Raw genomic sequence first — 20,271 nt, forward strand, 5'->3', positions numbered from 1 at the left:
GAACGTCGTACCGATCAGCAACCCGAAGGCGCTTCCGAGCAAGGAGGCGAAGATCAGGACGAAGATGAACAACGGGACGTTATGGATCGCGACTGACGGCGCCTGCCCGTGGGCGTGTACGAGGAGAACGATCGGGAAGACGATGCCGGCCGCGAACACCGATTGGGTCGCGCCCGAGAAGATCTTCGCCAGACCGACTGTCCAGACGGGTGCCGGCGCCAGGACCCGGTCCTCGATCTCTTTCGAGTAGGAGAACTCCTGCACGAGCGGCAAGGCAACCGCCTGAATGCCCTGGAAGTTGATCGCAACCGCGATCAGGCCCGGCACCAGGATGGTCGAGAACGACGGAGCTCCCGGGACGTGGTTGTGCTGTCCGATGCCTTGGCCGATCTTCGGGAACACGTAGGCAAAGACGAACGTGAACAGCAACGGCTGCATGACGACCCGCACGAGGAACTGTCCGACGTCCTTGCGCAGCACCCAGAGGTCACGGGTGTAGAGCGCGAACAGGACACGCGCGCCGCCGGGCGGCCTCGATTGGTCACTCACGGTAAGCCCTCCCGGTCAGGGTGAGAAAGACGACCTCCAGCGTCGGCGGCGTGATGCTCGCGTCGCGCAGGGCGAGGCCGCGCTGAGCGCCGGCGGCTGCCACTGCGCCGACGATCCCGGAGGCGTCACGCGTGAAGACTCGCGCAACCGGGCCCTCGATCTCCACCCGGGTCACTGCGGGGATCGCCTCCACCTCCGGCTTTATCGCACCCGCATCGACGTCGAAGGTGACCGTGACCAGGCTGTCGGCGCCCAGCCCCGACTTCAGCTCGCCCGGGGACCCGAGCGCCAGCACCCGGCCGTGGTCGATGATCGCGATCCGGTCGCAGAGGGTGTCGGCCTCTTCCATGTAGTGCGTGGTCAGCAGGATCGTCTGGCCGGCAGTGTTCAGCTCGCGCAGGATGTCCCAGAGGTTGATCCGGGTTTGCGGGTCGATGCCGCTCGTCGGCTCGTCCAGGATCAGGACATCCGGCTCGTGCAGCAGCGCCCGCGCGAACATCAGCCGCTGCGCCATGCCCCCGGACAAGGTGAGGACCTTGGCGTCGGCGCGATCCGCGAGCTGGAACCGATCGAGCAGCTCACCGGCGCGCCGCCGCGACTCGCGTCCACTCAAGCCGAAGTACCGGCCGTGGAACACCAGGTTGTCCAGCACCGACAACGCCCGGTCGAGGGTGTTGGTCTGCGGTACGACGCCGAGGTGCTGCTTCACCGCCGCCGGATGCTTCGTCACGTCGATCCCGGCCACCTGGGCCAGACCGCCGGTCGGCCTGACCCGGGTGGTCAGCATCCCGATCGTCGTCGACTTGCCCGCACCGTTCGGACCGAGCAGCCCGAAGAACTCACCGGACGCGATCTCCAGGTCGATGCCGTCCACCGCGACGATCGGGCCGTGCGGACCGTCGTACACCTTGCGCAGGCCTTGCACCTGGATCGGTGCCGTACCAGGTGTGGCAGCGCTCAAGCCAGCGCCTGTCGCAGGTCGGCCACCAGGTCGTGCACGGTCTCGATCCCGACCGAGAGCCGGACCAGGTCGTCGGGCACTTCCAGGGCCGACCCGGCAACGCTCGAGTGAGTCATGCGCCCCGGGTGCTCGATCAGCGACTCGACGCCGCCCAGCGACTCCGCCAGCGTGAAGACCTTCGTCCGGCGGCACACGTCCAGAGCCCTCTCGACACCGCCAACGACCTGGAAGGACACCATCCCGCCGAACCTGGACATCTGCTTCGCAGCGATCTCATCGCCGTCCGGATAGTGCACGGCCGTCACCGCGTCGTGCTCCCGCAGCATCGCGACGACCTGCTCGGCGTTGTCGCAGTGCCGATCCATGCGAACCCCGAGCGTCTTGATCCCGCGCAACACCAGCCAGGCGTCGAACGGCCCGGCAACCGCGCCCATCGCGTTCTGGTGGAACGCAATCCGCTCCCCGAGCTCCTGGTCGGCGACGACCAGCGCCCCACCGACGACGTCGCTGTGCCCGCCGAGGTACTTCGTCGTGGAGTGCATCACGATGTCCGCGCCGAAGCCGATCGGCCGCTGGAGGTACGGCGAGGCGAAGGTGTTGTCAACGCCAAGCAGTGCGCCGGCCTCATGGGCGATCGCCGCAAGTGCGGAGATGTCGACGATCTTGAGCAACGGATTGGTGGGCGTCTCGCACCAAACCAGCACGGTTTCGTCCCGGACCGCAGCCCGCACCGCATCCAGGTCGGTCTGGTCGACCGCCGTGTGGCGCAGCCCCCATCGCTCGAGCACCTTGTCGAACAGCCGGAAGGTCCCGCCGTACGCGTCGCCGGGGATGACGACGTGGTCGCCCGGCGAGCAGATGGTCCGCAGCACGGTGTCCTCGGCGGCCAGCCCGCTGGCGAAGCCGAATCCGCGCGCGCCGCCCTCGATCGCGGCGAGGCAGGCTTCGAACGCCGTCCTGGTCGGGTTGGCGCTGCGGCTGTACTCATAGCCGCCGCGTAGACCGCCGACGCCGTCCTGTGCGTAAGTCGACGTCAGATAGAGCGGCGTGATGACGGCGCCGGTCCCGGCGTCGGGCTCCTGCCCGGCATGGATCGCGAGCGTCTCGAACCCCGGCTGATCATCCACACGGCCAGCCTACGGCCCGGCGAAGGTCAGCGGGACGCGAGGAAGCCGAGGACGTCCTGGCGGGTGAGGATTCCCACCGGCCGGCCGTCGTCGAGCACCACCGCCGCGTCCGCGTCGTGCAAAGCCGTCATCGCCGCATCCACCGGTTCGCCGGCCCCGATCATCGGCAACGGCGCGGACATGTGCCGCTCGAGCGGGTCGGCAAGCCGCGCCGTACCTGCGAACAGCGCGTCCAGCAGGTCCCGCTCCACCACCGAGCCCATCACCTCGGCCGCCATGACCGGCGGCTCGGCGCGGACGACGGGCATCTGGGACACGGCGTACTCGCGAAGGATGTCGATCGCCTCGCGAACCGTCTCGTTCGGATGGACATGGACGAACTGCGGGACCTCGCCGTCCTTGCCGGTGAGCACCTCGCCGACCGTCGCACTGCGCTCGCCGACGGCAAGAAAGCCGTAGTCAGCCATCCACTCGTCGTTGAAGATCTTGGACAGGTAGCCGCGACCGCCGTCCGGCAGCAGGACGACGACCAGGTCGTCGGGCGTGAGCCGCCGGGCGACGGTCAGCGCCGCGCACACGGCCATCCCGCAGGAGCCGCCGACCAGAAGCCCTTCTTCGCGCGCGAGCCGCCGAGTCATCAGGAACGAGTCCGCGTCCGACACCGCGACGATTTCGTCGCAGATCTCGCGGTCGTAGTTCGCCGGCCAGAAGTCCTCTCCGACACCCTCAACCAGGTACGGCCGGCCAGTGCCACCCGAGTAGACCGAGCCCTCCGGGTCGGCGCCGATCACCTGCACCTGGCGATCCGACACCTCCTTGAGGTAGCGACCGGTGCCGCTGATCGTGCCGCCGGTGCCCACGCCCGCGACGAAGTGGGTGATCCGGCCATCGGTCTGCGCCCACAGCTCCGGCCCGGTGGTCTCGAAGTGCGACCTCGGGTTGGCCGGGTTCGAGTACTGGTCGGGTTTCCAGCCGCCCGGGCGTTCGAGAGCCAGCCGGTCGGAGACGCTGTAGTAGGAGTCCGGGTGCTCGGGCGGCACCGCCGTGGGGCACACGACGACCTCGGCGCCGTACGCGCGGAGGACGTTGATCTTGTCGCCGGAGACCTTGTCGGGACAGACGAAGACGCAGGAGTAGCCGCGCTGTTGGGCGACGATCGCGAGCCCGATCCCGGTGTTTCCGCTGGTCGGCTCGACGATCGTGCCACCGGGCTGCAGCTCTCCCGAGCGCTCTGCGTCGTCGATCATCCGCGCCGCGATCCGGTCCTTGACCGAGCCGCCCGGATTGAAGTACTCAACCTTGGCCAGCACCGGCGCGGCGACGCCTTCGGTGACCGAGTTCAGCCGAACGAGCGGGGTGCGCCCGATCAGCTCGGCGACTGAGTCGTAGACCTCCACGGTGCGCAACGTACCCTGAGGCAGACCTTCAGCGGGAGGAGCCGCCATGCCGGAAGCCGTCGTCGTCGCAACCGCTCGTTCGCCGATCGGCCGCGCGTTCAAGGGCTCGATGGTGGACTTCCGCCCCGACCACCTCGGCGCGACGATCATTCGAACGGCGCTGGACAAGGTGCCGCAGCTCGATCCCCACACGATCGACGACCTGATCGTCGGCTGCGGGCTGCCGGGTGGCGAGCAGGGCTTCAACCTCGGGCGCGTGCTCGCGGTCAAGCTCGGGCTCGACGACGTGCCGGGTACGACGATCACGCGCTACTGCTCGTCGAGCCTTCAGTCGACGCGAATGGCCTTCCACGCGATCAAGGCCGGCGAAGGCGAGGTGTTCGTCAGCGCGGGCATCGAGATGGTCAGCCGGTACGTCAAGGGCAACAGCGACTCGTTGCCCGACACCCAGGACCCGGACTTCGCCGCCGCGCAGGCGCGTTCAGCGAAGGCGGCCGAAGGCGGCTTCCACTGGACCGACCCGCGGGAGTCGGGCGAGCTCCCCGACGTCTACATCGCCATGGGCCAGACCGCGGAGAACGTCGCGGAGCGCGACGGCATCTCGCGCGAGGAGCAGGACGAGTTCGGCGTTCGCTCGCAGAACCTCGCCGAGAAGGCGATCGCGAACGGCTTCTGGGAGCGGGAGATCACCCCGGTCACCTCACCGACCGGTGCCGTCGTCGAGAAGGACGACGGCCCACGCCCCGGCGTCACGATGGAGGGCGTGGCCGGGTTGAAACCCGTGTTCCGCCCGGATGGCACGGTCACGGCGGGCAACTGCTGCCCGCTCAACGACGGCGCCGCCGCGGTCGTGGTGATGAGCGACACCAAGGCGGCTGAGCTCGGGATCACGCCGCTGGCCCGGATCATCTCGACCGGCCTGTCGGCGCTCAGCCCCGAGATCATGGGCCTCGGCCCGATCGAGGCAACCGGGCGAGCACTCGCTCATGCCGGCATGAGCATCGACGACATCGACCTGGTCGAGATCAACGAGGCCTTCGCCGCGCAGGTCATCCCGTCCGCGCGCGGCATCGGCATCGACCCGTTCGGGGACAAGCTCAACATCAACGGTGGCGCGATCGCGGTCGGGCACCCGTTCGGGATGACCGGCGCGCGCATCACGACCACGCTGATCAACTCCCTCCAGACGCACGACAAGACCTTCGGCCTCGAAACGATGTGCGTCGGCGGAGGCCAGGGGATGGCCATGATCCTCGAACGCCTTAACTAGCGGGTGAGCTCGAGCACCTCTCGCAGGACGGCCACCAGCTCGGTGAGCAGCTGCTCGTCCGGCGCGCCGGCCAGGGCCTCGATCGCGTCACCGCCGATCACCGCGACCGCGTCGGCAAGCGCATGGACCGCCACGGGCGGCACCGGCGGCACCTCGCGACCCTCGGCCCGCCCGGAGAGGCGGGCCAGCCGGTCCAGGCCGCTCACGACGACCTTCCGGCGCGAGCGCCAGGCCGGCGGGCTGAGCGACCGCAGCCGCAGCACCAGCCGGGCCAGGTCGCCCCTGGCCAGCACCAGCCGGTCTGCGTAGGCCGGCTCGTAGTCCGGCTCCGGCCCACCCATCGGCCGAAGGGTAGCGACAACTGCGCACGGAGGCTTGTCCCCGGAGCCGGACTGCGGGAAACTGACCAACACACCCGCGGTCAGCCAGGAGGCGCACATGTCGATGCCCCAGTCCGAGGACACCCACCAGTCACTTCTGGCGAGAATCCCTCTGGCGACGGGTCGCGACCTGCCTACCTGGCTCGGCTGTCTGGACGAGGGACCGACCCTGCTCCGCTTCGACGAGCGGGTCACCTGGCTCCGCGACGAGCACAGCCTCCCGCACGGCTACGCCCGCGCGATCGTGCACGAGCACGATCGTCGGCGAGCGGCCAACCGCGCCTAGCCCCGGCCGGTGGACCTCGACGAGGCGCGGGCGTTCGTCCGCGCCAACCACCGCGCCGTTCTCACCACCCTGCGCCGTGACGGCACCCCGCAGCTTTCACCCGTGCTCTGTGCGGTGGACGGCACGGGCGCAGTCGTCGTATCGACCCGCGAAGCCGCGGCCAAGGCGAAAAACGTACGGCGGGACCCGCGCGCCTGGCTGTGCGTCATCACCGACAACTTCTTCGGGCCGTTCGTCCAGGTCGAGGGCGCGGTCACGGTCGTCTCGTTGCCGGACGCCATGGACGGACTGGTCGAGTACTACCGGGCGATCTCCGGCGAGCACCCCGACTGGGATGAGTACCGCGCCTCGATGGAACGCGAGCAGCGGGTGCTGATCAAGCTCGAGCTCACCCGTGCCGGCCCCGACTACCAGGGCTGAGCAGCCGCTCAGCCGTAGATGATCCGACTCAGCCACTCGGCGACCAGCGCCGGCTTCGACTCGTTCTCGATCTCGACCGTGACCGTGCGCGTCACCTGGATGGTGCTCGGATCTTTCAGCTCGACGCCGGACAGGACGCTGGACGCGCGGATCCGGGAGTCGACCTTGACCGGGTTGATGAACCGCACCTTGTCGAACCCGTAGTTGATGCCCATGACGACGCCGTCCAGCCGGTCGGCACGTTGCGGGATCGACTCGCATAGCTTGACGAGAAGGGACAGGGTCAGGAAGCCGTGCGCGATGGTGACGCCCCACGGCGACACCTCGGCGGCAAGCTTCGGGTCGACGTGGATGAACTGATGGTCTTCGGTGACGTCGGCGAACGCATCGATCCGCGCCTGGTCCACGACGAGCCAGTCACCGGCTCCGTCCGACTCACCGATCGCAGCCTTGAACAGCTCGTACGCCGACTCCGCCTTGGTCATTGCGTGTCCCTTCCTCGTCGAGGTGCCGAGAGCCTGTGCCCGGGGTGGGGTTCGAACCCACAAACCCTTGCGGGCCAGGGCTTTTAAGGCCCCTGCGTCAGCCAGTTGCGCCACCCGGGCGACAGCAGTGACGCTACCCGGATTCGCCCGCTCGCGGCTACTCGCCGATTGCCCGCGTGAAGTCCCGTCGAGGATCCGCGAACGACCCGAACGAGACGATCTCGCGCCGGAAGAACAGCGCCAGCGTCCAGTCCGCGATCACTCGAACCTTCCGGTTCAGAGTCGGCAGCCGCGTGACGTGATAGGTGCGGTGCATGAACCACGCGGGGAAGCCCTTGACCTTGACGCCATAGACCTCGGCAACGCCACGATGCAGGCCGAGGCTCGCGACCGAACCCGCGTACGCGTGCCGGTAGTCCTGGAGCGGCTTGCCTCTGAGCGCGGCGACGATGTTGTCGGCCAGCCGCTTCGACTGCCGGACCGCGTGCTGAGCGGTCGGCCCGCACAGCGCATTCGGATCGTCCTTCGTCAGGTCGGGCACCGCCGCGCAGTCACCGGCCGACCAAGCACCATCAACCCCATCGACCCGCAGGTCCGCCTTGCACTTCAGCCGCTTCTTGTCATCGAGCGGAAGATCGGTTGACTCGAGCAGCGGGTTGGCGCGCACGCCCGCAGTCCACACGATCGTGTCGGCCTCGAACGCCGAGCCGTCGGTCAGGACGACGTGCCCGTCGACCATCGACTCGACCCTGGTGTTGCGGCGTACCTCGATCGCGCGCTTCTCGAGCTCGCGCACCGTGTACTCCGCCATGTCCTCGCTGACTTCGGGAAGGATGCGCCCAGTGGCCTCGACCATGACCCAACGCATGTCGCGCTCGGTGAAGCCCGGGTAGAAGCGCATGGCGTCCCGCGCCATGTCCTCGAGCTCGGCCATCGCCTCGATGCCGGCGTATCCGCCGCCGACAAAGAGAAAGGTGAGGGCGCGCTGCCGCAGCTTCTCGTCCTCGGTCGACGCGGCCAGGTCGAGCCGCGAAAGCACCTGGTTGCGGAGGTAGATCGCCTCGGCGACGGTGTGGAACCCGATCCCGCGCTCGGCCAGGCCGGGGATCGGAAGGGTGCGCGCGATCGATCCCGGTGCGATGACCAGGACGTCGTAGTGCAGGTCGCGACCCGCACCCTCGGACGGCTCGAAGCGCGCAACCCGACGGTCATGGCTCACCGACGTGATCCGGCCGTTGAGAAGCTCGCAACGCTTCAGCACCGTGCGCAGCGGTACGACGAGGTGCCGTGGTTCTAGGTTGCCGGCCGCCGACTCAGGCAGGAACGGCTGGTAGGTCATGTAGGACTGCGGGTCGACGACGGTGACGCGGGCCTCGTCCGCCCGCAGCCGTCGCTGCAGTCGCAGCGCGGTGTACATGCCGACATAGCCGCCTCCGACCACAAGAATCCGGGGCGGCGGTGACGTGGTCATGCGCTCGTTCATACCCGAACGGTCGATTGCCAATAACACCGACCCGGTGCATGCAATGGCACAGTAGACAGGTGAGTCGTGGACAGGGGGCTCGACCATGAGCGAGTCCGTGGGAACGGGCCGCCGGGCGACGTTCCGTGACGTCCTCGCGATCCACGAGTTCCGCTCGCTCTACCTCGCGCAGACGCTAAGTGTTGCGGGTGATCAGCTCGCGCGGATTGCGGTCGCCTGGATCGTGTATCAGCGCACTCACTCGCCGTTCCTGACCGGAGTCAGCTACGCCGTCACCTACCTGCCGTGGCTGATCGGCGGCCCACTCGGGTCGGTCTACGCCGACCGGTATCCGCGGCGCACCGTGATGATCATCTGCGACGCATTGCGAATGCTGCTCGTCTTGTGCGTCGCGATCCCGCGGATGCCGACCGCCAGCCTGCTCGTCCTGGTCACCTTGGTGGCCTGCCTCGAGCCGCCGTTCGCCGCGTCGCGTGCCGCCCTCGTGCCCGAAGTCGTGGGCGAAGGAGATGCCTACGTCGCCGCCGCAACTCTCGGGAACTCCACGAACCAGCTCGCGGTCGTTCTCGGCTTCGCACTGGGCGGCGCACTCGTTGCCTTCGTCGGACCTCACACCGCTCTGGTGGTCGACGCCGTCACGTTCGCGCTGTCCGGATTGGTCGCGAGCCGCTACGTCGCGCACCGGCCGGCCGCGATGGCCGCTCGCAGCCGGTGGCGTTCGGAGATCAGCGACGGCGCTCGCGTCGTCTTCGGCGATTCGCGACTGCGCTGGCTGGTCGTCACGTCGTGGATCGTGGTGGGCACCGTCATCGCGACCGAAGCGGTCGCCGTGCCCTATGCGCACGCGGACGGCCACGGTGCCTTCGCCGCCGGCCTGCTCAGCGCCGCAGCGCCGCTCGGCATGGTCATCGGCACACTGCTCATGGGCCGGGCGGTACGGCCGGAGGTCGCCGAACGGTTGATGCTCCCGACCGCGCTGCTGACCCCGGCATTGCTCGCGCTGACCGCCGCCAACTTTGCCATCCCGGCCACCCTCGGCCTGTGGTGCGTCGCCGGTGCAGCGAGCGCAATGACGGTCATCGCCAACCGGGTCTTCGTGGTCGCCGTGCCCCACGAGCTGCGCGGCCGGGCGTTCGGGATCGCGGCGGCGGGGATCTCCGGCTCGTACGGGGTCGGCACGCTGCTCGCCGGCCTGCTGACCGCACACGTGGGCCCCGCACACGCCGTGGCCGACATCGCACTGCCCGCTTTCGCCCTCATCGTCGTGTTCTCGGTCGGCTCGGCCACCTTCAGGCAGCGTCAGCTTCGGTCGATATCGGAACTATCGCCCCCGGAGGAGGACGAGGACTCCGCCATGCCGGCACTCAAGCGCCGATCTGAAGCACAGGTCTGGGCGCTCAACGTCGTGCTGGCAGCGATTGCCTGCGCGACGGCACCGATCCTGCACGGCGACCATGCCTACGCCGGGGTGATCCTGCCGAGCTGGTGGGTGCTCTGCCTGTTCGTCCTCGGCATCGCGTTCCCGCTGCGGTTCGAGTACCGCCAGCAGTCGTGGAACATCTATCTCGAGACCGTGCCGTTCGTCCTCGGCCTGCTGTTCCTGTCTCCGCTGATGCTGCTGGCGCTCAGGACCGGCGCCGTTGTGATCACCTACGCGATCCTCCGCCGCCAGCCGCTGATCCGCAGCGTCTTCAACACCGCGAGCTATGCCTGCCACACCCTGGCCGCGATCTGGATGTTCCGACTGGTCGCGCCGGTCCATGCCGGTGCACATCCCTCGGTGTGGCCGGCCGTGTTCGCCGCGGTGATCTTCAGTGAGCTGGTAGCCGGCTCACTCGTTGCCCTGGTCATCTCACTCACGGACACCTCGTGGCAACTGAAGCAGAGCGTTCGCACAGCGATGATCGGAACCGGCGTCGCCACCGCGATGGCGTTCCTCGGGCTCGCCATGGCAGCCGCGATCGACTACGACGAAGCGACGGCATGGGCGATCACCGTCTTCGTCGTACTGACGATCGCGGGCCTGCAGACCTACCAGCGACTGTCGGAGCGGGCCAACGCCTTGGACCGTTTGTACGTCGTGGCGCGCGAGCTCAGTCCGACGGCGACCGGACCGGCGGACCTCGCTCCGGCGCTCACCCAGCTGCGTCGCATCATCAAGGCGGACTCGCTCGAACTCGCGGCACCGTCGGGCAACGAAGGCGAGTTCGCCACTGTCGTCACCGTCTTCGACGACCCGCTCAAGGGCGAGGGCACGACGGTGTCCGAGCGACCGATCGGCGAGGGGTTCGGTGCCGCCAGTGACAACGCAGCGACCGCGCACTGGTATTCGTTGCCGGGGCTCGGGCGGCCGCGACGGGCGCATCACGCGCTGTCCGCTCCGGTCCGCGCAAGCGACCGGGTGCTCGGTGAGCTGACCGTTGCCAACCGTCCCGGCGAGTCAGCCGCCTTCGAACGCGGCGACCTGCGCCTGCTCGAAGCGGCCGCCGACCAGCTGGCCGCCGCACTCGAGAAGGGTCGACTGGTCGAGAGCCTGCGTCGCGCCGCGACGCTGGACAAGCTCACCGGTCTCGCCAACTTGGAGAGCCTGCGATCCTTCCTTGACACGACTCTCGACGGGTCGGCGGGCGGCGTGCTCGTGCTGCTCAACATCGACCGGTTCCACGAAGTCAACGACATGCTCGGCCACGACGCCGGCGACAGCGTGCTCGCCGAGGTCGCCCGTCGACTGGAGAGCTCCCCGACCCACGGCGCCCTGGTTGCGCGCGTCGGCGGCGACCAGTTCGCGTTGGCGATTCCCGGTGCGGCCGGCAGCGAGGTCGCGCGGCTGGCCGCGATGGCGGTCAAGTCGCGGGTCGACGGCTCGATCCGGTTCGCTGACGTCAGCGCCGATGTTCGCGTCACGCTCGGCATCGCGCGAGCACCCGACCACGGCAGCGATGCCGCCACCCTGCTCCGACGCGCAGAGATGGCGATGACCGCCGCAAAGGGCAGTAACGCCGGCATCGGTGAGTGGGAGCCCGACTACGAGCGGGACGGGAGCCGCCGCCTTCAGCTGCTCGCCGGGTTGCGCAACGCGCTCGGCGACGGTGCGCTGCGCGTCGCCTACCAGCCGAAGCTGCGCCTGGGCAGCGGCGAGGTCACCGGCTTCGAGGCGCTGGTCCGTTGGAACCACCCGGAGCTCGGCCCGATCTCTCCCGCCGAGTTCGTCCCGCTCGCCGAAGCGACCGGGCTGATCTCCGCGCTCACCAGCACCGTCCTGCGTTCAGCGCTCACCACGTGCCGGTCATGGCATGACGCGGGCAAGCCGGTGGGCATTGCCGTGAACATCTCAGCACGCAGTCTCGACGACTCGGTGCTGGTCGGCCAGGTCGCGGCGATGCTGACCGCGAGCGGGCTCGAGCCGCGTTGGCTCACCTTGGAAATCACGGAGAGCAGCGTCATGGAGGACCAGTCGCGAAGTGTTGACGTCCTTCGCGAGCTGCGCATGCTCGGCGTACGCCTGTCCATCGACGACTTCGGCACTGGTTACTCGTCGCTGCACCAACTTCGAGGGCTGCCCGTGCACGAGGTGAAGATCGACCGCACCTTCGTCGAGACCGTGGACTCCGACGAGGCGGACCGCGCGGTGGTTCGCGCCGTAGTCGAGCTGTGCGACTCACTCGGTCTGGTCACCGTCGCCGAAGGCGTGGAGAAGGCCGCCCAGGCCTACGCGCTCGAAACCCTCGGAGTCGCCCAGGTGCAGGGCTACTTCCACGGCCGCCCGATGACCGAGGCGGCGGCGATGGAGTGGCTGCTCCCGCGCCGGGTGGCAACCTTCGCCAACTTCTGAGCCGCTACCGCGCAGGAACAAGCCGGTCGAGCGCGGCCGGAAGGTCGGCGCTGTCCGCTGCGGCTTCCGGCGTCAACGTGGCGAGGTCGGTCGCTGCGAGCGACTCGTAGACGACGGCCATCGCGTCGTAGAGCTCGGGTCGCGCACCTGCCGCCTCCTGAGTGTCCGCGATCTGGTGCATCTCGCCGACGTACCTGCTTGCCTTCGACGCCGCCATCGCAATGCGGGTCGCAGCGTCCTCGATCAGCTGGCCGAACTCTTCAGACAGATCCGCCAGCACGATGTCGAGGACGTCGTTCGCATACGCCGTGCGCAATGCCTGGACGATGAGCGCGGTGAAGCCCTTGTAGACAGCGGCCGTCGACATCTTCACCGCAGACGCGGTTCCGATGCGGTCACCGACCTTCTTCGAAGCAAGCCCGACGCCTCTCAAGCGCACAACGGTGTCCGCCGACGGGCCCGAGAGATACAGATGCGTGGTCGATCCCGGCCTGGGTGGCCCGCCGCTGATCGATCCGTCGATCAGCTCGCAGCCGGCCGGCACGAGTACGGCGGCAATCCGGGCAACGGTCGCCGGCGAGATCGCGTTGAGGTCAGCCACTCGCGGCTGACTGCCGGTCGCCACGCACGCTGCGGCGATCTCACGCGACATCGCGACCGCTTCGGCCGGCGGGCCGATGCTGACGACCAGATCCGCAGCCGCAACGACCGCCTCGAGGTCCGGGAGTGTCGTCAGGTTCTCGGCAAGCGAGCGAGTGCGCTCGCTGCGCCCGGCAACGGTGGTCACCACGTCGCAGCCTTCGTCTCGCCAGGCCCGGCCGAGAGCGCTGCCCATCGCGCCCGGTGAATAGATGCCGATCGTCGTCGTGGTCACACCGTCAGTGTCGACGATCGGGTCGATCGTCATGGCGGGCGACAGCGGCGCGCACCGCCCAGCGCCGCAAGCAGAGGTCGTCGACTTGACCGGCTCACTTGACTGAACGCCGACACAGATGGTGGGTGGTGGGAGGCTCGGGAACGCGGTCCTGAGCGAACTGACCCCACAAATAGCGATGGGTTACGACTTGGCGCTGCAGCACCAACTCGTAACCCATCGTCAGGCGTGCCCTCTATCTGACACACCAATCACTGTGGAAGCTGTTCTCTCAGCCCCAGCCCTGTCCGCTCTGCACTGTGCTCACCTCCGTCCCACCCGTGACGAACTGTCGGCCACCAGTGTGGGCCAAACGGAGTAGGAGCGGTAGGCCAGATGGCGGAATTGGTATGAACTAAATTCGGACATTCAGTCGGAGTGAACCCTCATTCAGGCGGCCTGAGCGCCCCGAACGGCTCAAGAAGCCTGCGCCGAATGCCGATCAGGCGCTGCGCCGAGCGGCCTAGCGAGGACTCCGCCGGTCGAGTGACCCGCTGCGACGGGGGTCCCCGAGCCTCAGTTTGACTTTCCGATCTGACCACGCGCCCGGGCGAAGACGGCGTCGAGCATGGGTTCGGTCAGCTTTCCGGTGAACGTGTTCTGTTGGCTCGGGTGGTAGCAAGCGACGAGCAACAGGCCGTCCGGGGTCGATACCTCCACGCCGTGGCCGAACCTGGCTCTGGCCCTCGGCAGGTCGTAGCCGAGCTCGCGCAGCACCGGCCACGACGCCGTCCACGCGAAGTTGCCGAGTGCGACCACGACCCGAAGCGTCGGGCGGAGGAGCGACAGCTCGCGAACCAGCCACGGCCGGCAGGTGAGCCGCTCCGCCGGCGTCGGAAGGTTCTGCGGCGGCGCGCAGCGGACGGCCGCAAGCATGCGAACGTCGATCAACGCCTGCCCGTCGCCCGCGGTGACCGACGTCGCAAGCCGGGCCAACCCGTTGCGATGCAATGACGCGAACAACCAGTCGCCGCTGCGGTCACCGGTGAAGACGCGGCCGGTGCGGTTGCCGCCGTGCGCCGCTGGGGCGAGCCCGACCACCGCGATGCGGGCGTCCGCAGGTCCCCAGCCGGTGACCGGCCGCCCCCAGTACGCCTCGGTGGCGAACGACGCCCGCTTGGTGGTCGCGACCGTCTCGCGCCACTCGACCAGGCGAGGGCAAGCCCGGCAGACCGAAACACGCGCGTCCAGATCGCCGAGCTGCTCAGCACTCGCGGCGAGCGCCACGACCTCGTCAGATGTCGTCGCCACCGGCGTAGCAGCATCAGCGAGGTCGCCGGGCCAACCGGTTCCCGGCGCCACGACCATCGCGCCATCCCACCACGGCATCCGACCGGGCACTTCCAAGGCACCGCTTCACCCGCGCCCCCACCATTCCGTGATCTTGACGTTGGAGGCGCACAAACCTCGATCCGTGCGCCTCCTACGTCAAGATCAGCGCGGGTCGGGCCAGTGCTGGAGGCAGACCCGGCCACCGATGACGTCGAGGACCAGCTCCGGCCGGGCGGTCGCAGCATCGCGGACCCGGACCTCGTAGCTGCCCTGCTTCAGCGCCGGGAAGACCGCAGCCCACACGGAGCCGGTCGCCAGCACCCGCTCCAGAACCGCGACGTGCGTCCCGTTCCAGACCTGGCCGGCCTCGCGGATCTCGATCTCCTCACCGGCGAGCGACAAGGGCACGTACAGCACGACCGCACCCACGTCGCCCCCGATGTCGAGGACGACCGTGCCGGTGCCGCTCGGCTCGGGCAGCGGCGCGTGCCCGACCGACGTCAATACGCTCACCCGGTGCTGCCGGTGATCGTCGACGACGGGGTGGCGAACCCGCTGTACGGCGTACCGAGGTAGGGGAACGAGGTGAGGTAGTTCTCAGTCCCCTTCGCGGTCAGGTCACCGCCATCGGTGGTCAGGCCGAAGCTCACCGCTCCGGCCGCCGCGTCGGCACTGAACGAGGAGTCGACGAGCGGCAGCGTCGCGCCGGCGATCGCGCGCAGCTCGATCGTGGCCACGTCGTCGAAGACCCGCCGGCCGTTGGGGAACCCTCCCGGGTCGCCACCCAGGTAGCCGAGGTTGTTCGCACTGCCGAGGTCGGTCGGCGGCTGCGCGACGTTCAGCCTCAACATGTCCGCCAACGCCTTGCCTCCGACGTTGGTCGGCGGCACGCCGGCGATGACGCCGTGCGGGATTCCCGAAAGCAGGATGGCAACGAGGTCGGGTCGGGCCGGGTGCGTCTTCGACGTGCCGTTGTGCGCAGTGTTGTACGCAGCGAGGTTGGGGAACACGCCCGGATAGAGATCCGGCAACAGCCGCGCGAGCAACGGGTCGGCGAAGTACTTGAAGAACGGCGAGCCATCGGCGGTCGGGTCGAGGTGGTTCCACTCGTCCTTGTCGTCGATCGCGATGAGGACCTCGTTGACGAGCGGGTTGCCGAGCCGCGATACCTGGACGTGCGGGCCGGTGTGCACGTTCTCGCCGCGCTTGGACTCGTTGACGGTGATCTTGCGCCGGTGTGCCGTCGTCCAGACCCCGATGACGGCGTTCTTCGCGGTCGTCGAGGTCGGGGCCTTGCCGCCCTCGACCAGTTCCTTGATCGGCACCTGCAAGGCGAGCGAGTGCACGTTGACGTCGGCGGTCGAGTTCACGCCCGGCATCGCGCTGAGCATCCCGGACAGGTGCAGGTTCGAGAACGGCCGCAGGTCACCCAGGTCGAAGACGGCGCCGAGATCGACGTAGAAGCCCTCCGCGCGCTGACCGGCGAAGACCGTTCCGGTGTGGCCGTGCGCACTGAAGTGCTGGATCGCCGAGGTGCCACTGCTCGGCAGGTAGCTCGCCGCGTAGTTCGGCGTCGATGCGGGTCCGATGTTGCACGGTGGGACCAGCAGGTGCGTACCGAGCACCGATTCCTTGGGATGCCCCGTCTTGGGATAGTCGATCCGGGTCAGCGTGAAGGTCTGCTGCCGGTTCCAGTTGGTCCCTTTCGTGCCCGGCTTGGACAGCGTGATCGGGCCATCGTTGTAGAGGAACGACGACGGGATGTTGTTGACCGTCGTGAACTCGAAGCGGTACGTGATGTTCGCCTTGCCGTCGCCGTCGTTGTCGATGTGGATCCCGTACCGCACGTCATCAGCGAACTCGTAGAAGTTCGGACCGCCATCCGGGCGCTGCGACGGGATGTAGTTCGCGATCAACGTGACGGTCGACGGCTTGTCCGGGCTGACGAAGGCATACAGGTCGGTGCTGTCAGCACATGGATCCTTGGAGATCTGCGGGGCTTCACGGTGGGACGACATAGCTCACCTCTGCCAGTTGTGCGGTGGGATCCGCGGGAACGAAGTGGTACGACGAAGGGCTACTTGGCGGCGTTGTAGAGACGGGCGGCCAGACCGCGATCGAGAATGCTGATCTCGCGCTCGCCGGTGTAGAGACTGACCTCGCCGGTCTGCAGGTTCTTGACCTGAGCGACCAGCGGCTCCGACATCGACACTCCCGCGCCGACCTCGCTCTCGGCGGCCGGCGCCTCGGACTCGGCGGCGCTCACCGCGGCCGGCAGCGCCGGCATGGCACTCACGACGCCGGCGGCAACCACCGTCATCGAGCCGCGAGCGAGAAACAATCGACGACTCAACGCGCTGGACCTCTGGCGCTGGCCGGCTTCGACGGCGCGCTCGTCAGACTGGGGCATGGCCGGCCCACCCCACGGGGGTAGCGACTGGAGCAGCAAGGATCTTGGTCTCGGGCACACCGGTGGTTCGTCTCGCGACCCCGGTTTGGATCAGTCCCGGCCGAGAAAATTCCGGCGCCACAAACCCTCGGTGATCTTGACGTTGGAGGCGCACAAACCGACCGCCTGCGCCTCCTACGTCAAGATCACCGTTTCAGTCGGCGGCGGCGCTGAACGCGATCCCGTCAAGGATGTCGTGCTCGCTCGCAACCACGCTGTCGATGCCGGTACGTTGCATCACCGTGTCGAGCACGAGCGCACCGCCCCCGATCACGTCGACCCGCCCCGGGTGCATCAACCCGACCTGTGCCCGCTCCTCGTGCGTCGCCGCGAGCAGCGACTTCGTCACGGAGTGCACGTCGTCGGCCGCGATCCTGGCGTGATGGATGCGTAGCGGGTCGTACTCCGGAAGGTCGAGCGCGATCCCGACCACCGTCGTCACCGAGCCGGCCAACCCGATCAACGTGCGCGCGCTCTCGAGGTCCACGTGGGCGGCGACCTCATCGATCGCGGCGAGGATGTCGCCGCGAGCCGCCTCGACCTGCTCGGCGGTCGGCGGGTCGTCGCGCAGATGTCGCTCGGTCATGCGCACGCAGCCGATGTCGACCGATCGCGCGGCCTGTGGCCCGGTGTCGTCCCCGAGCACGAACTCGGTCGAGCCGCCGCCGATATCGAGGACCAGGTACGGCGCAAGCAGCCCGCCGGCCCCCCGCAGCTCACGCGTGGCGCCCGCGAACGACAGCCCTGCCTCGGCGTAACCGTCGATCACCTCCGGCTGCACGCCGAGGCGGTCGACCACGCCCGCCACGAAGGTGTCGCGGTTCGCCGCGTCGCGGGTCGCGCTCGTCGCGACCATCCGGATCCGGTCGACGCCCCGCGACTCGATCGCCGCCGCGTAGTCGTCGAGCACGCGAAAGGTTCGCTCGAGCGCCGCGTCAGCCAGCCGTCCGGTGCGGTCGACGCCCTCACCGAGCCGGACGATCTCCATCCGGCGTACGACGTCGGTCAGGCTGTCACCCTCGACGTCCGCGACCAGCAGACGCAACGAGTTCGTGCCGCAGTCCAGCGCCGCTACCCGGGTCACCCCTCGATCGAACCATCCGACGCCCCGATGGCGACACAGGGACCGTCGGCTCCCCAGCAGCCCAGCTGCGCGACCACCTCGTCACCGAGCGGGTTGACCCCGGCACCGACACCGAGCGAGTGCGCGACGAGGACGTGCAGGCACTTCACCCGGTCCGGCATCCCGCCGGCGCTGATCGGCGTCCCCAGGTCCTCGATCGCGTTCCGTCGCCGCAGATAGTCCTCGTGCGCCGCCCGATACTGCTTGGCGAGGTCCTCGTCGGTGGACAGCCGCGCGGTCATCTCGCGCATCAACCCGCTCGCCTCCAGCCGGCCCACCGCGGATCGCGCCCTCGGACAGGTGAGGTAGTACAAGGTCGGGAACGGCGTGCCGTCGGCCAACCGGGGCGAGGTTTCGACGACGTCAGGAAGTCCGCAGCTGCACCGGTGCGCGACCCGGCGAGCGGCGCGCGGCGGGCGGCCGAGCTGGGCGGCGACGACGTCCAGGTCCGCGCGCGAGACCTCCGCGCCAGCGTTCACTTGCCGGTGGTTGACGCGCCGGCCGACTCGACGGACGTCCAGAACGTCGAGTACCACGCGAGATCCGAGCCGGTTCCCGACCGGGCCGGCGTCGACCGGCCGCGCGCAGCCGACCGGCCGAGGACGACCTTCGTGGTCTGGCCGGGCATGGTGTAGTGCAGCCGCTTGCGGGCCTGCGACTCGACGTACTTCGGGTCCTGCCAACGACGCCCCTGCGCGTTGAGCCGGTCGAGCGCCCGTTGCTCCTGCTGGCTCTGGGACTGTAGCGACGCGATGTCACTGCGCTGGCCGAGCCAGAGCTTGAACGGCAATGCCAACGCGATCATGACCGCCGCCACGGCCACGACGAGCACCGCCGCACGTGCGGTCAAGGTCGTCGAGCGACCGCGGGACTCGGTGGGTGGCTCGGCAACGGTACGGCGCGGAGCCGCCGTCGCCCGGGACGCCTTCGGCCCGGAGCGGGCCGTCCGCTTGGAGTTCGGGCGTGGCCCGGCTGCTTCGCCGCGCGTCATCCGGTCGCCGTCTGGGTCGCTCGCGGGAACGCGCTTCGACCGGCGAACCGCGCGGCATCGGCGAGCACGCCCTCGATGCGGAGCAACTGGTTGAACTTCGCAACCCGCTCGCTCCGTGCCGGCGCTCCAGTCTTGATCTGCCCGCAGTTGATCGCCACGGCGAGATCCGCGATCGTCGTGTCCTCGGTCTCGCCGGAGCGGTGGCTGATCACGCAGCTGAAGCCGCTTCGGTGAGCCAGGTCGACGGCGTCGAGGGTCTCCGACAAGGTTCCGATCTGGTTGACCTTGACCAGCAGCGAGTTAGCCGTCGCCTCGCGCACGCCGCGCGCGATGCGTTCGGGATTGGTCACGAAGATGTCGTCGCCGACGATCTGGACCCGGTCGCCAAGAGCGGCGGTGAGCGCGGACCAGCCTTCCCAGTCGTCCTCGGCAAGCGGGTCTTCGATCGAGACGATGGGGTAGGCCGACAGCAGCTCGCCGTAGTACTCGGTCATCTCGGCGGCACTGCGCGCGCTGCCCTCGAACTGGTACTTGCCGTTGTCGTAGAACTCACTCGCCGCGGCATCGATGGCGAGCCCGACGTCGACGCCGGGGGCGTAGCCCGCGCTGCCAATCGCCTCGACGATCAGGTCGAGTGCCTCCCGGTTGTGCGGCAGGTCGGGCGCGAACCCGCCCTCGTCGCCGAGGCCGGTGCCGAGCGAGCGGCTCTTCAACACCGCCTTGAGCGCGTGGTAGACCTCCGCGCCCCACTGCAAGGCCTCCCGGAAGGTGCTGGCGCCGAGCGGGACGACCATGAACTCCTGGATGTCGACGTTGGTGTCGGCGTGCGCACCACCGTTGAGGATGTTCATCTGCGGCACTGGGAGCACGTGCGCGTGCGAGCCGCCGACGTACCGGAACAGCGGGAGGTCGCTGGACTCCGCCGCGGCCCGGGCCACCGCAAGGGAAACCCCGAGTACGGCGTTGGCGCCGAGCCGGCTCTTGTCCGGTGAGCCGTCGATGTCGATCAGCGTCTGGTCGATCAGGCGCTGCTCGGTGGCCTCTTGGCCGATCACCCGCGGCGCAAGCTCATTGACGACATTCGAGACCGCGGTTTCAACGCCTTTGCCGCCGTAGCGGTCACCGCCGTCGCGCTTCTCCACCGCCTCGGACGCACCGGTCGAAGCACCGCTCGGCACGGCCGCTCTGGCGATGGTGCCGTCCTCGAGCAAGACCTCGACCTCGATGGTCGGGTTACCACGCGAGTCGAGAATCTCTCGCGCAGCGACACCGGTGATGCTGGGCACGTAGATCCGCTCCTTGCACGGGGAAGCAAGCGCCGAAAGCCTATCGC

20 protein-coding genes and 1 tRNA gene are annotated in these 20,271 nt (G+C 68.7%); 4 read left to right on the top strand and 17 right to left on the bottom strand.

The genetic code is table 11. The features are described from left to right. The 4 genes from VME70_02600 to VME70_02615 all read right to left on the bottom strand — a co-directional run. Window positions 1–549 (bottom strand): ABC transporter permease (locus VME70_02600; GenBank protein HTW19084.1); only part of this gene is annotated, 549 nt, incomplete at its 3' end. Then, window positions 542–1,510, bottom strand: coding sequence for an ATP-binding cassette domain-containing protein (locus VME70_02605; GenBank protein HTW19085.1), 969 nt, complete (start codon window positions 1,508–1,510; stop codon window positions 542–544). The genes VME70_02605 and VME70_02600, both read right to left, overlap by 8 nt. Then, window positions 1,507–2,637: a cystathionine gamma-synthase gene (locus tag VME70_02610; GenBank protein ID HTW19086.1), complete on the bottom strand. Its 1,131-nt coding sequence runs from the start codon at window positions 2,635–2,637 to the stop codon at window positions 1,507–1,509. Before VME70_02610 ends, VME70_02605 begins: the two co-directional genes overlap by 4 nt. A 26-nt stretch (window positions 2,638–2,663) precedes the next feature. Further along, window positions 2,664–4,034: a cystathionine beta-synthase gene (locus VME70_02615; protein ID HTW19087.1), complete on the bottom strand. Its 1,371-nt coding sequence runs from the start codon at window positions 4,032–4,034 to the stop codon at window positions 2,664–2,666. A 46-nt stretch (window positions 4,035–4,080) separates the two neighbouring features. Here VME70_02615 and VME70_02620 point away from each other — a divergent pair, with 46 nt between their 5' ends. Further along, entirely contained in the window at window positions 4,081–5,304 is a 1,224-nt protein-coding gene (locus VME70_02620; GenBank protein ID HTW19088.1) for an acetyl-CoA C-acetyltransferase, read from the top strand. On the opposite strand, the gene VME70_02625 is transcribed toward VME70_02620, so the two are convergent. Further along, the gene (locus tag VME70_02625) at window positions 5,301–5,645 is read right to left on the bottom strand and encodes a hypothetical protein (GenBank protein HTW19089.1); all 345 of its coding nucleotides are present in this window, start codon (window positions 5,643–5,645) and stop codon (window positions 5,301–5,303) included. The two genes, VME70_02620 and VME70_02625, sit on opposite strands and share 4 nt — an antisense overlap. Window positions 5,646–5,742: 97 nt before the next feature. Here VME70_02625 and VME70_02630 point away from each other — a divergent pair, with 97 nt between their 5' ends. Further along, a complete protein-coding gene (locus VME70_02630) occupies window positions 5,743–5,970 on the top strand; it encodes a DUF4287 domain-containing protein (protein HTW19090.1) in 228 nt (75 codons plus the stop codon). A gap of 9 nt (window positions 5,971–5,979) precedes the next feature. Beyond that, on the top strand, window positions 5,980–6,390 hold the full coding sequence (locus VME70_02635) for a PPOX class F420-dependent oxidoreductase (protein ID HTW19091.1): 411 nt from the start codon (window positions 5,980–5,982) through the stop codon (window positions 6,388–6,390). Window positions 6,391–6,398: 8 nt separating this feature from the next. On the opposite strand, the gene VME70_02640 is transcribed toward VME70_02635, so the two are convergent. The 3 genes from VME70_02640 to VME70_02650 form a co-directional block, all read right to left on the bottom strand. Next, entirely contained in the window at window positions 6,399–6,875 is a 477-nt protein-coding gene (locus tag VME70_02640) for a MaoC family dehydratase (protein HTW19092.1), read from the bottom strand. Between the two features lie 36 nt (window positions 6,876–6,911). Further along, window positions 6,912–6,995: transfer RNA gene (locus VME70_02645), tRNA-Leu, on the bottom strand. 37 nt (window positions 6,996–7,032) lie between these two features. Continuing rightward, window positions 7,033–8,358: an NAD(P)/FAD-dependent oxidoreductase gene (locus VME70_02650; protein ID HTW19093.1), complete on the bottom strand. Its 1,326-nt coding sequence runs from the start codon at window positions 8,356–8,358 to the stop codon at window positions 7,033–7,035. Between the two features lie 85 nt (window positions 8,359–8,443). Between VME70_02650 and VME70_02655 the strand changes: the two genes are divergently transcribed. Further along, entirely contained in the window at window positions 8,444–12,190 is a 3,747-nt protein-coding gene (locus VME70_02655; GenBank protein ID HTW19094.1) for an MFS transporter, read from the top strand. A gap of 4 nt (window positions 12,191–12,194) precedes the next feature. Here the strand turns inward: VME70_02655 and VME70_02660 are convergent, their stop codons facing one another. From VME70_02660 to eno, 9 genes are all read right to left on the bottom strand, one after another. Continuing rightward, window positions 12,195–13,064, bottom strand: coding sequence for a DUF1932 domain-containing protein (locus VME70_02660; protein HTW19095.1), 870 nt, complete (start codon window positions 13,062–13,064; stop codon window positions 12,195–12,197). A 555-nt stretch (window positions 13,065–13,619) separates the two neighbouring features. Then, window positions 13,620–14,432 (bottom strand): uracil-DNA glycosylase, encoded by an 813-nt coding sequence (locus tag VME70_02665; GenBank protein ID HTW19096.1) that lies wholly within the window; start codon window positions 14,430–14,432, stop codon window positions 13,620–13,622. 105 nt (window positions 14,433–14,537) lie between these two features. Continuing rightward, window positions 14,538–14,888, bottom strand: coding sequence for a hypothetical protein (locus VME70_02670; protein HTW19097.1), 351 nt, complete (start codon window positions 14,886–14,888; stop codon window positions 14,538–14,540). Next, window positions 14,885–16,393 (bottom strand): DUF4331 domain-containing protein, encoded by a 1,509-nt coding sequence (locus tag VME70_02675; protein ID HTW19098.1) that lies wholly within the window; start codon window positions 16,391–16,393, stop codon window positions 14,885–14,887. Before VME70_02675 ends, VME70_02670 begins: the two co-directional genes overlap by 4 nt. 59 nt (window positions 16,394–16,452) lie before the next feature. Further along, a complete protein-coding gene (locus VME70_02680) occupies window positions 16,453–16,785 on the bottom strand; it encodes a hypothetical protein (GenBank protein ID HTW19099.1) in 333 nt (110 codons plus the stop codon). 193 nt (window positions 16,786–16,978) lie between these two features. Next, window positions 16,979–17,908 (bottom strand): Ppx/GppA phosphatase family protein, encoded by a 930-nt coding sequence (locus tag VME70_02685; protein HTW19100.1) that lies wholly within the window; start codon window positions 17,906–17,908, stop codon window positions 16,979–16,981. Beyond that, a complete protein-coding gene (locus VME70_02690; protein HTW19101.1) occupies window positions 17,905–18,426 on the bottom strand; it encodes a DUF501 domain-containing protein in 522 nt (173 codons plus the stop codon). The genes VME70_02685 and VME70_02690 overlap by 4 nt, the downstream gene beginning before the upstream one ends. Next, entirely contained in the window at window positions 18,423–18,938 is a 516-nt protein-coding gene (locus VME70_02695) for a septum formation initiator family protein (GenBank protein ID HTW19102.1), read from the bottom strand. The genes VME70_02690 and VME70_02695 overlap by 4 nt, the downstream gene beginning before the upstream one ends. Further along, window positions 18,935–20,224, bottom strand: a complete 1,290-nt coding sequence (gene eno / locus VME70_02700; GenBank protein HTW19103.1) for a phosphopyruvate hydratase — start codon at window positions 20,222–20,224, stop codon at window positions 18,935–18,937. The genes VME70_02695 and eno overlap by 4 nt, the downstream gene beginning before the upstream one ends. Between the last annotated feature and the right edge of the window lie 47 nt (window positions 20,225–20,271).

It is taken from the genome of Mycobacteriales bacterium (assembly GCA_035504215.1).
GTDB lineage: Bacteria > Actinomycetota > Actinomycetes > JAFAQI01 > JAFAQI01 > DATAUK01.